This is a genomic window from Streptomyces sp. NPDC041713 (genome assembly GCF_055591085.1).
In genome coordinates this window covers 147,317-159,788 of the sequence record NZ_JBVIZY010000005.1, presented here as the reverse complement: position 1 = coordinate 159,788, position 12,472 = coordinate 147,317, and the positions used below count along the sequence as shown (strand labels likewise).

General features: G+C 72.5%; 11 protein-coding genes and 1 tRNA gene. 4 read left to right on the top strand and 8 right to left on the bottom strand.

What is annotated here, in order from left to right; translation table 11 throughout:
* Positions 1–114: 114 nt before the first annotated feature.
* The 4 genes from ACZ6CV_RS17170 to ACZ6CV_RS17155 all read right to left on the bottom strand — a co-directional run bounded on the left by ACZ6CV_RS17170 (position 115) and on the right by ACZ6CV_RS17155 (position 3,750).
* Positions 115–1,089, bottom strand: a complete 975-nt coding sequence (locus ACZ6CV_RS17170) for a ribose-phosphate diphosphokinase (RefSeq protein ID WP_358776299.1) — start codon at positions 1,087–1,089, stop codon at positions 115–117.
* 114 nt (positions 1,090–1,203) lie between these two features.
* Entirely contained in the window at positions 1,204–2,652 is a 1,449-nt protein-coding gene (gene glmU, locus ACZ6CV_RS17165) for a bifunctional UDP-N-acetylglucosamine diphosphorylase/glucosamine-1-phosphate N-acetyltransferase GlmU (RefSeq protein WP_469251596.1), read from the bottom strand.
* Positions 2,653–2,779: 127 nt separating this feature from the next.
* Positions 2,780–2,850: transfer RNA gene (locus tag ACZ6CV_RS17160), tRNA-Gln, on the bottom strand.
* A gap of 6 nt (positions 2,851–2,856) precedes the next feature.
* Positions 2,857–3,750, bottom strand: coding sequence for a hypothetical protein (locus ACZ6CV_RS17155; protein WP_469251595.1), 894 nt, complete (start codon positions 3,748–3,750; stop codon positions 2,857–2,859).
* A gap of 167 nt (positions 3,751–3,917) precedes the next feature.
* On the opposite strand from ACZ6CV_RS17155, the gene ACZ6CV_RS17150 reads away from it, so the two are divergent.
* Entirely contained in the window at positions 3,918–5,228 is a 1,311-nt protein-coding gene (locus ACZ6CV_RS17150; protein ID WP_469251594.1) for a sensor histidine kinase, read from the top strand.
* A gap of 16 nt (positions 5,229–5,244) precedes the next feature.
* Here the strand turns inward: ACZ6CV_RS17150 and ACZ6CV_RS17145 are convergent, their stop codons facing one another.
* Positions 5,245–5,778, bottom strand: a complete 534-nt coding sequence (locus ACZ6CV_RS17145; protein ID WP_469251592.1) for an SUKH-3 domain-containing protein — start codon at positions 5,776–5,778, stop codon at positions 5,245–5,247.
* Between the two features lie 76 nt (positions 5,779–5,854).
* Positions 5,855–6,472: a YwqJ-related putative deaminase gene (locus ACZ6CV_RS17140; protein WP_469251591.1), complete on the bottom strand. Its 618-nt coding sequence runs from the start codon at positions 6,470–6,472 to the stop codon at positions 5,855–5,857.
* Positions 6,473–6,801: 329 nt separating this feature from the next.
* Here ACZ6CV_RS17140 and ACZ6CV_RS17135 point away from each other — a divergent pair, with 329 nt between their 5' ends.
* On the top strand, positions 6,802–7,788 hold the full coding sequence (locus tag ACZ6CV_RS17135) for an SMI1/KNR4 family protein (RefSeq protein WP_362376881.1): 987 nt from the start codon (positions 6,802–6,804) through the stop codon (positions 7,786–7,788).
* A gap of 72 nt (positions 7,789–7,860) precedes the next feature.
* Here ACZ6CV_RS17135 and ACZ6CV_RS17130 read toward each other — a convergent pair whose 3' ends face one another.
* Both ACZ6CV_RS17130 and ACZ6CV_RS17125 read right to left on the bottom strand, forming a co-directional pair.
* The gene (locus ACZ6CV_RS17130) at positions 7,861–8,109 is read right to left on the bottom strand and encodes a hypothetical protein (RefSeq protein ID WP_469251590.1); all 249 of its coding nucleotides are present in this window, start codon (positions 8,107–8,109) and stop codon (positions 7,861–7,863) included.
* 171 nt (positions 8,110–8,280) lie between these two features.
* Positions 8,281–8,577, bottom strand: a complete 297-nt coding sequence (locus ACZ6CV_RS17125; RefSeq protein WP_469252031.1) for a hypothetical protein — start codon at positions 8,575–8,577, stop codon at positions 8,281–8,283.
* Positions 8,578–8,659: 82 nt separating this feature from the next.
* On the opposite strand from ACZ6CV_RS17125, the gene ACZ6CV_RS17120 reads away from it, so the two are divergent.
* Both ACZ6CV_RS17120 and ACZ6CV_RS17115 read left to right on the top strand, forming a co-directional pair.
* Positions 8,660–11,287: an SUKH-4 family immunity protein gene (locus ACZ6CV_RS17120; protein ID WP_469252007.1), complete on the top strand. Its 2,628-nt coding sequence runs from the start codon at positions 8,660–8,662 to the stop codon at positions 11,285–11,287.
* 263 nt (positions 11,288–11,550) lie between these two features.
* Entirely contained in the window at positions 11,551–12,453 is a 903-nt protein-coding gene (locus ACZ6CV_RS17115) for a cellulose-binding protein (RefSeq protein WP_469251589.1), read from the top strand.
* Positions 12,454–12,472: the final 19 nt, after the last annotated feature.

Here is a 12,472-nt window from a genome sequence, read left to right as displayed (position 1 = left end):
TGGCCTGCTACGAAGAGCGCGTCGATAACGGACAGCCACACAAAAAAGTGCGGCCTCCCTCGCCGAGCAACTTCTGAAGTCTACTCGGCCGGGAGGCCACACCCAAAAGGATCTTTACTGCTCCTCGAAGAGGCTCGTCACCGAACCGTCCTCGAAGACCTCACGCACCGCGTTCGCGATCGTCGGCGCGATCGAAAGCACCGTGATCTTGTCGAGCTCCAGCTCACCCGGCGTCGGCAGAGTGTCCGTGAACACGAACTCGCTCACCTTGGAGTTCTTCAGCCGGTCCGCGGCCGGACCCGACAGCACACCGTGCGTCGCCGTCACGATGACGTCCTCCGCACCGTGCGCGAACAGCGCGTCCGCGGCGGCACAGATCGTGCCACCCGTGTCGATCATGTCGTCCACCAGGACACAGACACGGCCCTTGACCTCACCCACGACCTCGTGGACGGTCACCTGGTTCGCGACGTCCTTGTCACGGCGCTTGTGCACGATCGCCAGCGGAGCGCCCAGCCGGTCGCACCAGCGGTCGGCGACACGCACCCGGCCGGCGTCCGGCGACACCACGGTCAGCTTCGAACGGTCGACCTTCGCACCCACGTAGTCCGCCAGGATCGGCAGCGCGAACAGATGGTCCACCGGACCGTCGAAGAAACCCTGGATCTGGTCCGTGTGCAGATCGACCGTGAGGATGCGGTCGGCACCCGCGGTGGCCATCAGATCCGCGATCAGACGCGCCGAGATCGGTTCACGCCCACGGTGCTTCTTGTCCTGCCGCGCGTAACCGTAGAACGGCACGATGACGGTGATGGAGCGGGCCGACGCGCGCTTCAGCGCGTCGATCATGATCAGCTGCTCCATGATCCACTTGTTGATCGGAGCGGTGTGGCTCTGGATCAGGAAGCAGTCGGCGCCGCGCGCCGACTCCTGATAGCGGACGTAGATCTCACCGTTGGCGAAATCGAAGGCCTTCGTCGGCACGATGCCGACACCCAGCTTGTGTGCGACCTCCTCGGCCAACTCGGGGTGGGCGCGGCCGGAGAAGAGCATCAACTTCTTCTCGCCGGTCGTCTTGATCCCGGTCACAGCACTGTCTCCTCAGAGAGTTCTTCCCGCTGCCGTACTCACGCGTCCCGGTGCGTCGAGTCGGCCGAATGTGCACCTATCACGGTACGCGCTGTCAGGCGCACCTGTTTCCGGTCAGCTTTCGCCGGCCGGCTCCCGGGACGCCGCCTCCGCCGCCTTCGCGGCCGCGCTCCCCGGACGCTTACGGGCCACCCAGCCCTCGATATTCCGCTGCTGGCCCCGCGCCACGGCCAGCGAACCCGCCGGCACATCCTTCGTGATCACGGACCCGGCAGCGGTGTACGCACCGTCCCCCACCGTGACAGGAGCCACAAACATGTTGTCCGAACCCGTACGACAGTGGGACCCCACCGTCGTGTGGTGCTTCGCCTCACCGTCGTAGTTCACGAAGACGCTCGCCGCACCGATGTTGGAGAACTCACCGATCGTCGCGTCCCCCACGTACGACAGGTGCGGCACCTTCGAACCGTCACCGATCGTCGCGTTCTTCATCTCCACATACGTACCCGCCTTGGAGCGCACCCCAAGCCGGGTACCCGGCCGCAGATACGCGAACGGGCCCACGCTCGCCTGCTCCCCGACCTCCGCGCTGTACGCGACGGAATTGTCCACCCGCGCCCCCGCACCGACCCGGGTGTCCGTCAGCCGGGTGTTCGGCCCGACCTCGGCGCCCTTGCCCACATGCGTGGCCCCGTGCAGCTGCGTGCCCGGATGCACCACCGCGTCCCGCTCGAAGGTCACCGTCGCGTCGACCCACGTGGACGCCGGGTCCACCACGGTCACACCCGCGAGCATCGCCTCGGTCAGCAGCCGGTCGTTCAACGTGCGGCGCGCGGCCGCCAGTTGGACACGGTTGTTGATGCCCGCGATCTCCTCGTGGTCCCCGGCGACGGCGGCACCGACCCGGTGCCCGGCCTCGCGCAGGATCCCCAGGACATCGGTCAGGTACTCCTCGCCCTGACTGTTGTCCGTACGCACCTTGCCGAGCGCCTCGGCGAGCAGCCGCCCGTCGAACGCGAACACACCGGAGTTGATCTCACGGATCGCGCGCTGCGACTCGGTGGCGTCCTTGTGCTCGACGATCGCCGTCACCGAGCCGTTCGCCCCGTCGCGCACGATGCGGCCGTAGCCCGTCGCGTCCGGCACCTCGGCGGTCAGCACGGTCACGGCGTTCCCGTCGCCGTCGTGGGTCTCGGCGAGCTGCCGCAGCGTCTCGCCGGTCAGCAGCGGGGTGTCGCCGCAGACGACGATCACGGTGCCGTCGACGGTGCCGCCCAGCTCCTCCAGGCCGATCCGTACGGCGTGCCCCGTACCGTTCTGCTCGGCCTGGTAGGCGGTGCGCACCTGCGGCGCGATGGCCCCCAGGTGCTCGCGCACCTGCTCGCTCTGGAAACCGACGACGGTCACGAGCTGCTCGGGCGAGAGCGCGGATGCGGCGTGCAGGACGTGTCCGATGAGGGAACGGCCACAGATCTCGTGCAGGACCTTGGGAAGGTCCGACTTCATACGGGTTCCCTCACCCGCTGCGAGGACGACGACGGCTGCCGGGCGGTTGGCGCTCACGGGGGTGCCCTTCGGCTTCGGATGGCTTGGGGTGCCTGGTGGGGTGGACATCCGCAGGATACCGGGGCGTTGGGGGGTGGAAATGAGGGCGGGTCCTGACCTGGCGGTCAGGACCCGAACTCTGCTGCTCCCGGGGGAGGACTCGAACCCCCATGATCAGAACCAAAATCTGACGTCTTGCCCTTAGACGACCCGGGATTACCGCTATGTCCGATTCTGAAGATCGGGCGCGGAGGCAGCACCTACTATGCCGTACCACCAGCCTTCGATGCGACGGTACAAGTCGGCTCCTTGTTTGACGCGGATGACCAGGCAGCCGCGGTAGTTCTCACCCACGTTCTTGCGAACCGTTTTGGGGTTGTGCTTCTTGACGGTCGTCCTCTGGAACGTCGACACGTCGACGCCGACGACATCGGCCCAGTACCGCTCGGCGCTCTCGGTGTCCGCTGTGATGTGGATCATGAGTCGGTACCGCAGCCGTTCGGGTGCGATGCCCAGCAGCCGCAGCCAGGCCAAGTAGAGCCGGATGACGCCAGGATCGCTGTTCACGAAGGTGACGGTCTCGCGGCGGGCGTACTCCTTGTCCTTCGTGCCTTCTGCCCAGTACAGCGCGACGCCGGCCATCATGAGCTCGCGGTCCGAGAGCTTCCCGATCTCCTGTCTGGCACCGTCCTTCACGCGCTGCCGCTCGACGTCCCGCATCGCCAGTTCGTGCTCCCATCGCTTACGAGCCGCCAGCTTCGCCTGTTCCGACGGATCCCGACGCTCCGGTCGGGGCAGATCCCGTACCCACAACGAGATCGAACTCTTCGAGCACCCGAGTTCCACTTGGATCTGGTCGTACGTCCAGCCCTGAGTCCGGAGCTCACGCGCTCGCTCCCGAAGGTCGTCCTTCGCGCGTGGTCGCTTCGTCCAGGCGGGCGGCGGCTCGCCCTGTACCAGCCTGTTCAGGATGTCGTTGTTGAAGACCTTCAACTCGTCGCGGATTTGCCGCAGGCTCAGCCCCTCCCGCCGTAACGCGACCGCCCTCTCCCGCAGCCCCTCGAAGTCCTCGTACTTGTCCCTGGACGCGCCCCTGCCGGGCGTGATCTCCGTCATGGGTCGACCGTCGTCCGGAATGCGGACGTCCGGCGGGAAACCGGGAAGGGTTCAACAGTTCGAGGGATACCGGCAGGTTTCGCTTCCGGTCGAACACGGCGTGTGCTGGATCACCGAGCCGGAAACTCACCGGAAAACCGGGGCGGAACGCCCGTACGCTGGAAGGCATGACCTTGACGGGGGACGACCGCACCACGGCCATGACCGGGCCGTGGTGGTGGGAGAGGTGGCGCGGGGCCGCGCTGGACGTGGGGCTCGCCGTGGTGTCCGCGGCGGAGTGCGGGGCGGAGGGGGTCACCTTCGCGCGGGACTCGGGACTGCCCGCCGCCGTGGGCGTCGTCTTCGGCGTGCTCGCGGGCGCGGCCCTGCTGATCCGGCGCCGCTGGCCCGTCGCCGTGGTGCTGATATCGATCGCGATCACGCCCGCGCAGATGGGCGTTCTGCTGACCGTCGTCGGTCTCTACACGCTCGCCGCGTCGGAGCTGCCGCGCCGCATCACGGGCGCGCTGGCCGGCATGTCGATGGCGGGCACGCTGATCGTCGCGCTGGTGCGGGCCAATCAGGACATGGCGGAGGGCAGCCCGACGATCGCCAGTGAGTTCATCCCGTTCTTCGCGGTGACCGCGGCGATCGGGGTGACCGCGCCGCCGGTGCTGCTGGGGCTGTACGTGGGTGCGCGGCGCCGTCTCGTGGAGGGGATGCGGGAGCGGGCGGACAGTCTGGAGCGGGAGCTGCAGTTGCTGGCGGAGCGCGCGGAGGAGCGGGCGGAGTGGGCGCGGAACGAGGAGCGCACGCGGATCGCCCGGGAGATGCACGACGTGGTGGCGCACCGGGTGAGTCTGATGGTGGTGCACGCGGCGGCGTTGCAGGCGGTGGCGCGGAAGGATCCGGAGAAGGCGGTGCGCAACGCGGCGCTGGTGGGGGACATGGGGCGGCAGGCGTTGACGGAGTTGCGCGAGATGCTCGGGGTGTTGCGGACGGGGGACGGTTCGAAGGGGGCGAAGTACGTGGAGCCGTTGCCGTTGGCGGCGGTGGGTGCGGCGGCGGCCGCGGCGGCGTCGCGTGCGGTGGACGAGGACGGTCCGTGTCTGGCGGAGCTCGAGGAGTTGGTGGGGCAGTCGCGTGCGGCGGGCATGGCGGTGGATCTGTCGGTGCAGGGGGAGCCGCGTGACTGTTCGGCGGATGTGGAGCAGACCGCTTATCGGGTGGTGCAGGAGGCGTTGACGAACGTGCACAAGCACGCGGCGGGCGCGAAGACGTATGTGCGGTTGGCGTATCGGGGCGCGGAGATCGCGATGCAGGTGGAGAACGAGCCGCCGCCGGAGGCGGGTGGGTCGCAGGACGCGCGGTTGCCGAGTGGTGGCAATGGTCTGGTGGGGATGAAGGAGCGGGTCACGGGGCTTGGCGGGGTGTTCGTGTCGGGGCCGACGGATGGTGGGGGTTTCCGGGTGTCGGCGGTGTTGCCGGCGGCGGCGTAGGGCCGGCGGGGAGCTGTTACGCGGGTTTGGTGCCGGCCGAGAGGCGGGTGGGCTGGGCGCCGGTGATGAGGGTGGCGAGGGCCTGGTCGATGTGGGCGCCGAGGAACCAGTCGCCGCTGTGGTCGAGGCTGTAGACGCGGCCTTGGGTGTCGATGGCGAGGAGCGCCTGGTTGTCGGGTTCTTCGCCGATGGGGCAGACCTCGGTGTCGAGGGCGCGGCCGAGGTCGCCGAGGGTGCGGGCGAGGTGGAGTCCGTACATGGGGTCGAGGTGGACGGTGGCGGGCGCGATCTGGCGGCCGGGGCCCTGTGGGGTGATGTGCAGGCCGCCGAACTCGGCCCAGGCTTCGACGGCGGCGGGGAAGACGGTGTGCCGGTGGCCTGCGGGTGAGGTGTGGCGGCGCAGGGCGTCGGCCCAGATCTCTGCCTGCTTTATGTCCCAGTGGCCGGGTCGCCAGCCGGCGGCGCGCAGGGCGGCGTCGACGGGGACGGGGAAGCGGGTGCTGGTGCCGGTGGCCGGTGCGGCGGTGGTGGCGGCGTTCTCGGGGTGCATGGGGTGGCCCTTGTTCGGTCGTTCGGGCGGTCGTGGGGGTCCGCGGTGACTGCGGGATCCGGCGGCCGGTGGCCGGTCAGGCCTCGGTGGTCGTGGGGTCGACGACGCGGACGCCGAAGTGGGCCGTGAGGGCGGTGCAGGAGCGGCAGGGCTGGGCGAAGCCGCCGTGCAGGGGGTCGCCGTCCTCGCGGATGCGGCGGGTGGTGAGTTTGGCGTGCTTGAGCGCCTTGCGGGCTTCGCCGTTGGTCATGGGTCTGCGGGCGGCGCGCTTGGAGCGGCCGGCGTCGGCGGCCGTGAGGTGCCGGGAGATGAGGATGGCTTCGGCGCAGCGGCCGGTGAAGCGTTCGCGTTGGCCGCTGGTGAGGGTGTCGAGGAAGTCCTGGACGAGCGGGTGGAGTGTGGGGGGTTCTTCGCCGCGGCCCGCGGTGCAGGTGAGGGTGGTCTGGCCGCGTACGGAGAGGGCGGCGGCGACGGTGGGCAGGATGCCGTCGCGGCGCTGGCGGAGGATGGGTGCGTGGGCGGCGGTGGCGCTCCAGCCGACGCGTGGGTCTCCGGTGTTCGGGGTGGGGATGGTGGCCGGGCCGTGGGCGGTGGTGCGGGTGTCGTCGGTCGTGCCGGGTGCCGTGCCGGTTGTCGTTGCGGCCGTCGTGGTGGACGTCGCGTGGCCGGGCAGGCCGCTGTGTGCTGTGTGCATTGGTGCTCTTCCCTCCCCCTGCTCGCGGTCGTCACCGCGTGTGCCACGCCCCCGCGTCGCGGAGGACAGCCTGCCAAATGGGGCGGGTGGTGCGGAAGCTGGGGCACTGCGACACGCCTGGCTTTCCGTCGGTTTCGTCGCAGGGTGACGGTCCGGTGGCTGGTGGTCATGGAACCGGAGGCCCGGTGACCGGTGTCGTCCTTGCGCATAGGCTGTGTCGGCATCGCAGTACGAGATGTGGAACCAGATGCGCAGGAGTGGGCCGGTTCCGCGGCTCGGTGCACACGACAGAACCAGAACCTTCCACAGTGCCGCAGGGGGCAACCGCCATGACGACAGGTCGGCTGGGGCAGCAGTCCGCGCCGCCGAACGCGGCGTACGCCGGGCAGGTCGTGCACTTCCCGGATCCGGTCCGTGCCGCGCGCCATCCCAGAGGGGTACGGGTGGATGAGCACGGTTATCCGGACTTCTCCGCCTATGCGCGTGCGGCGGCCGAGATCGCGGAGCCGCCGGAGGGTTTCGGCGTCGACGAACTGCGTCTGACGGATTACGTGTCGGCGAACGCGGCGTCGGCGGCGGATGGTCACGACTTGTGGGACACGATCCCGGCGGTGGCGACGCCGCACGGCTGGACGTGGCACCACGTGCCGGGCAGCCGTCGTCTGGAGCTGGTCCCGGTCGAGGTGAAGGCGCTGCTGCGGCATCACGGCGGGATCGCGACGACGCCGGTGGACCAGGACAAGCGGGGGACGCGTCCGCTGCAGGAGACGCGTCCGGCGCACTTCGGTCTGCCGAGGACGACGGTCGCGGTGACGGAGCAGCAGGTGCAGGGGGTGGAGGAGGACCTGGGCTACCGGTTGCCGGGCGCCTACCGCTCCTTCCTGAAGGCGGCGGGCGGCTGTGCGCCGGTCGGTGCCGCGCTGGACGCGGAGTTGGGCCTGCTGGTGGACCAGCCGTTCTTCACGGTGCGGGACGAGGCCGCGGTGAACGACCTGGTGTACGTGAACAAGTGTCTGCGCGATCACCTCACCAAGGACTACCTGGGTGTCGGTTTCGTGCAGGGCGGTCTGCTGGCGGTGAAGGTCAAGGGCGACCGGGTCGGTTCGGTCTGGTTCTGCGCGTACGACGACGTGCGCGACCAGGACGCGTGGCCGCCGGCGGAGCGGGTGCGGCGGCTGCTGCTGCCGTGCGGTGACGACTTCGACGCGTTCCTGTCCCGGCTGGCGGGCAATCCGCCGGAGCTGGAGACGGTGGCGAACCTGATGGTGGACGGCGGCTTCGCACACGCCGTCCCCGTGTCCTCGGGTGGGGAGTGATGTGGCGATGGTGACGTTCGCGCAGGCGCAGGACCGCGCCGAGGAGTGGGTCAACGGCGATGTGCCGGGCTATCAGCACCGTGAGGTGCGGGTCCGGGAGTTCGACCTGGGTTTCGTGGTGTGGGCGGAGGACCGGGAGAACGGTCCGGTGTCCGACGGCGGCGCGCAGCGGCTGGTCATCGCGCGGGACAGCGGCGAGGCGACGCTGTGGCCGGGCCTGCCGGTGGGTGAGGTGATCCGCCGGTACGAGGAGGAGTACGGGGTGCCGGACGCGACGCCGGAGGACGCGGTGGTGGCCCCGCCGGAGCGGGTCGACCTCAATCAGACGTCGTTTTTGCTGACTCCTCCGGAGTGGCTCCAGGAGGCGGCGGACAAGCTGGGCATTCCGGATCGGCGGGCGGGGTCGGGCACGGAGCCGGACGCCGAGGTCGAGGCATCGGTCGACGGGCCGGTGGGGGACGGGCCGGTGGATGACGGTGGGTCGGATCCGGCTCAGACTCCGGCTCCGGCTCCGGCTTCGGCTTCGCAGGTGCCGGGTGCGGCCGCCGCTCCTGGTGGCGGTACGCCGTGGCCGGTGGCCGGCGGGTCCGACGAGCCCGACCGTGACGACAGCGTGCCGTCGACCTCGCCGGGTGCGCCCGCCGGGGCGACGCCGTGGGCGGGTACGGACACGAACGCCGACGGGGGCGAGGACCACTCGGTGCCGCTGCCCGCGACGGTGTTCGCGCCGCCGCTGACCGGCCTGGACGAGAACGACACCCCGGCGCCGGGTGCGGCGCCGGACGCCAAGACGGCGCTGATGCACGGGGGCAGTCAGCTTCCGCGCACGGCGCTCGCACCGGCACTGGACGACCCGGGGCCGGGTGCGGGGATGCCTTCGGCGGACGGGCAGTCCGGCCCGGCGACGCCGGGTACGGGGGTGCCTTCGGCGGACGGGCAGTCCGGCCCGGCGACGCCGGGTACGCCCGCCGCCCCGCCGGCCAACGCGCCGCAGCCGCCCACGGGTTCACCGCTGCCGCCGCCTCCGGGTGCCGGGGGTCCGAATGCGTACGGCTACCCGCAGGGTCCTGGTGCGCCCGCTGGTTCGACGTCGCCTCCGGGGGCTGGCTTCCCGCAGGGGCCCGGTGTTCCCGCTGGCCCGCCCCCGAACTCCTCGCAGCCGCCTGCCGGTTCGCCGATGCCGCCGCCTCCGGGTGCCGGGGATCTGAACGCGTACGGCTACCCGCAGGGGACCGGTGCGCCTGCTGGTTCGACGCCACCTGCGGGTGTCGGGAACCCGAACGCGTACGGCTACCCGCGGGGTCCTGGCGCGCCCGCTGGTTCGACGCCGCCTCCGGGTGCTGGCTTCCCGCAGGGGCCCGGCGCTCCTGCCGGTCCGCCCCCGAACTCTGCGCAGCCGCCTGCCGGTTCGCCGTTGCCGCCGCCCGCGGGCGCCGGGGGCCCGAATGCGTACGGCTACCCGCAGGGTCCTGGTGCGTCTGCTGGTTCGACGCCGCCTCCGGGTGCCGGCTTCCCGCAGGGGCCCGGCGCTCCCGCTGGTCCGCCCCGGAATTCCCCGCAGCCGCCTGCCGGTCCGCCCCCCAACTCTGCGCAGCCGCCTGCCGGTTCGCCGATGCCGCCGCCCGCGGGTGCCGGGGATCCGAATGCGTACGGCTACCCGCAGGGGACCGGCGCTCCTGCCGGTCCGCCCCCCAACTCCCCTCAGCCGCCCGCCGGTTCGCCGATGCCTCCGCATTCCGGTGCCGGGGACATCGCTGATGCCGCCACCAGCAAGGCGCAGGGTCCGCCCCGTGGGCCTCGTGCGAGCGGGGGCGGTACTCCGCCGCCTCCCGGGCCGCCCGGTGTGCCCGGTGCGCCCCCCGGGGCGACGCCGCCGCCTTCCGGTCCCGGTGCCCCCGGCACCCCTGCCGGGGGTTACGTACCGACCCAGCTCGTCTCCTCCCTCGGCCCGGACGGGCAGCCGCCCGCGGCCCCGCCCGCCCCGGACGCCCCGGGTACGCCTCCGGGCGGTGTGCATCACGCCGCGACGATGCTGGCCGACCCGAGCATGGGCGGCCCCGGCGGCCTGAAGCCGCCGGGTGCTCCCGGCGCCCCGGGCACCCCCGGTGGCGCCCCGCAGCCCCCCGGCCCGCCCGGCGCCCCCGGTACGCCTCCGGGAGGTGTGCATCACGCCGCGACGATGCTGGCCGACCCGAGCACGGGCGGCCCCGGTGGCCTGAAGCCGCCGGGCACTCCCGGTGCGCCGGGTGCTCCGGGTGCTCCGGGTGCGCCCGGTGCACCCCAGCCCCCCGGCCCGCCCGGCGCCCCCGCAGGACCTGCCGCCCCCGGCACCCCCCCGCCCCCCGGCGGCGACGTCCACCACGCCGCGACCATGCTGGCCGGACCCGCGGTCGGCGGACCCGGCATGCCCCCGCCGCCCGCGGCGATGCAGCAGCCCGCACCCGGCGCACCCGGCGCCCCCGCCCCCGGCGCCCAAGGCACCCCCGGCCCCCCGCCGTACGGCGCCCCGCAGCCGCCCGTCGGGCAGCCCACCGTCGGTCCCGGCTACCAGGCCGTGCTGCGCTACCGCGCGGCCGACGGGTCCGAGCAGCAGTTGATCCGCCGCTCGGCGCCCGGCACCCCGCACCCGGAGTGGCAGATCCTGCACGAGCTGCGCGGCATGAACGTGCCGCCGCAGCAGGTGCTCGAACTCCACACGGAGCTGGAGTCCTGCGAGCTGCCGGGCGCGTACTGCGCCCGCATGATCCGCGAGACCTGGCCGCAGGCGCGGATCACCTCGATCGCCCCGTACGGCAGGGACCACGCCTCGCGCCAGCAGGGCATGCAGCAACTCCTCGCCCACCAGGGCGAGCTGCACCAGGTCGCGGACGGCCCGGCGCGGTCCGCGCCGGTGCGGGCCCCGCTGCAGCCGATGCCGCAGGCCCCGGCGATCCCGCCGGAGGGCGTCGCGCAGGAGCTGGCCGCCGCGTTCGGGCCCGGTCTCTTCCGGTTCGACCAGCGCGCGGTGTCGCGGCAGGGCGTGCCGGACATCGTGGCGCACACGCTCGTCGTGGCGGGGCTGCCCGTGGACTTCGGGCCGTTCTTCTGGGCGCAGGCCCAGCCGGGGCGCCCGGTGCCGACGCTGGCGGAGCTGGCGCAGGAGCGCGGGGTGCAGCCGGCGTCCGACGCGGGCTCGTACCTGGTGATGGGCAGCGACTTCGGCCGTGCGCTCTGCGTCCAGTACGGCACGGCGAACATCGTGGCCGTGCCGGTGGAGGCGGGTCCCGGCGGCGCTCCGGTGCCGCCGCAGTTCGTGAACACGGGGCTGCCGGAGTTCGCGCGCTGCATGGCGCTGCTGGGCCGGATGTGGCGGCTGCGCTTCGGGCTCAACCAGGAGCAGGCAGGGCGCTGGACGGTCGACTTCCAGAACCAGCTGGCCGCGCTCGACCCGGCGGCGCTCGCGTCGCCGGAGAGCTGGTGGTCGGTGCTGCTGGAGCAGATGTGGGACGGGCTGCTGTAGCCCGCGGGCGTACGTGCCGGCCGAGGCGCCCCACCCGTGGTCCGGGCGGGGCGCCTCGCGCGTGTCCCGGGTGGGGCGCCTCGCCCATTCGGGGCGTGCGACGCATCGCACGTCACCCCGATTCCGACTTCTGCCGCCAATTGACGCATCCTTGACCGGGTGGAGTGGGCGGAGTGTCGCGTTATGAGCGCTTCCGCTTGATCCATCAAGATGTGCGCCAATCGTGCAGTACGCGCGTGGTCCGTCGGAGAGGGGATCCAAGGATGAGCAGCAGCGGGGCACCGTCGTCGCCGCACGGCTTCTTCACCGGGCGGGGGCGCGGCTACCGTCCGGCGCAGGTGGAGGCGTACGTCGCCGGGCTTTCCCAGGAGCGGGACGGGGCGTGGGAGCGGGCCGCCCGGCTGACCGTCCTGGCCAGGGACATGGAGGTGGAGGCCGAGCATCTGCGGGACGCGGTGTCGCGGCTCGCCCCCCAGACGTACGACACCCTCAGTGAGCGGGCCCGGCAGATCCTGGCGCTCGCCGAGACCGAGGCCGGCGCGGTGCGGGAGGCCGCGCGGGCCGAGGCGCAGGAGCTGACGGAGGCGGCCGACGCCGCGGCGCGGGAGACGCGGGAGGCCGCGCACGCGCACGCCGAGAAGGTCGGGGCCGAGGCGGAGGAGTGGACCCGGCAGCGGCTGCTCGCGGACCGGGCGACGGCCGACGAGATCCGGGTCGGCGCGCGGCGGGACGTGAAGGCGTGGCGGAGCGAGGCGCTCGGCGCGCTGCGGGAGATGCGGCAGCGGTGCGAGGGCCTGCTCGCCGAGCAGGAGAAGGAGCAGGCCGAGCGGTGGGAGGCGGCCGAGCGGGAGGCCGCGGAGCGCGAGGCGGCGTCGGACGCGCGGGACGCGGAGCGGGTGGCGGCCGCCCAGGCGCGGCTCGCCGAGGCCGAGCGGGCCCTGGCGGAGGCGGAGGAGTCCGCGCGGCACCGGCAGGAGGACGCGGAGGCGCGGGGCGCGGAGCTGGTCGCCCAGGCGGGTGTGCGTGAGGAGCGGCTGGTCCGTGAGACGGAGCGGATACTGCGTGAGCACGGCGAGCGGTGGGACGAGGTGCGGGCGCACATGGACCACGTACGCAGCAGCCTCGCCACGCTGACGGGCCGCGCGCCGGCGGAGGAGGCCCCCTAGGGGGCCAGGGCCGACCAGG

What these genes read in the sequence shown, in the direction of transcription:
- ACZ6CV_RS17155 (WP_469251595.1), bottom strand. Translation starts at nt 3,750, where the DNA reads ATGACGGAGATCACGCCCGGCAGGGGCGCGTCCAGGGACAAGTACGAG.
- ACZ6CV_RS17150 (WP_469251594.1), top strand. Translation starts at nt 3,918, where the DNA reads ATGACCTTGACGGGGGACGACCGCACCACGGCCATGACCGGGCCGTGG.
- ACZ6CV_RS17145 (WP_469251592.1), bottom strand. Translation starts at nt 5,778, where the DNA reads ATGCACCCCGAGAACGCCGCCACCACCGCCGCACCGGCCACCGGCACC.
- ACZ6CV_RS17140 (WP_469251591.1), bottom strand. Translation starts at nt 6,472, where the DNA reads ATGCACACAGCACACAGCGGCCTGCCCGGCCACGCGACGTCCACCACG.
- ACZ6CV_RS17135 (WP_362376881.1), top strand. Translation starts at nt 6,802, where the DNA reads ATGACGACAGGTCGGCTGGGGCAGCAGTCCGCGCCGCCGAACGCGGCG.
- ACZ6CV_RS17120 (WP_469252007.1), top strand. Translation starts at nt 8,660, where the DNA reads ATGCCTTCGGCGGACGGGCAGTCCGGCCCGGCGACGCCGGGTACGGGG.
- ACZ6CV_RS17115 (WP_469251589.1), top strand. Translation starts at nt 11,551, where the DNA reads ATGAGCAGCAGCGGGGCACCGTCGTCGCCGCACGGCTTCTTCACCGGG.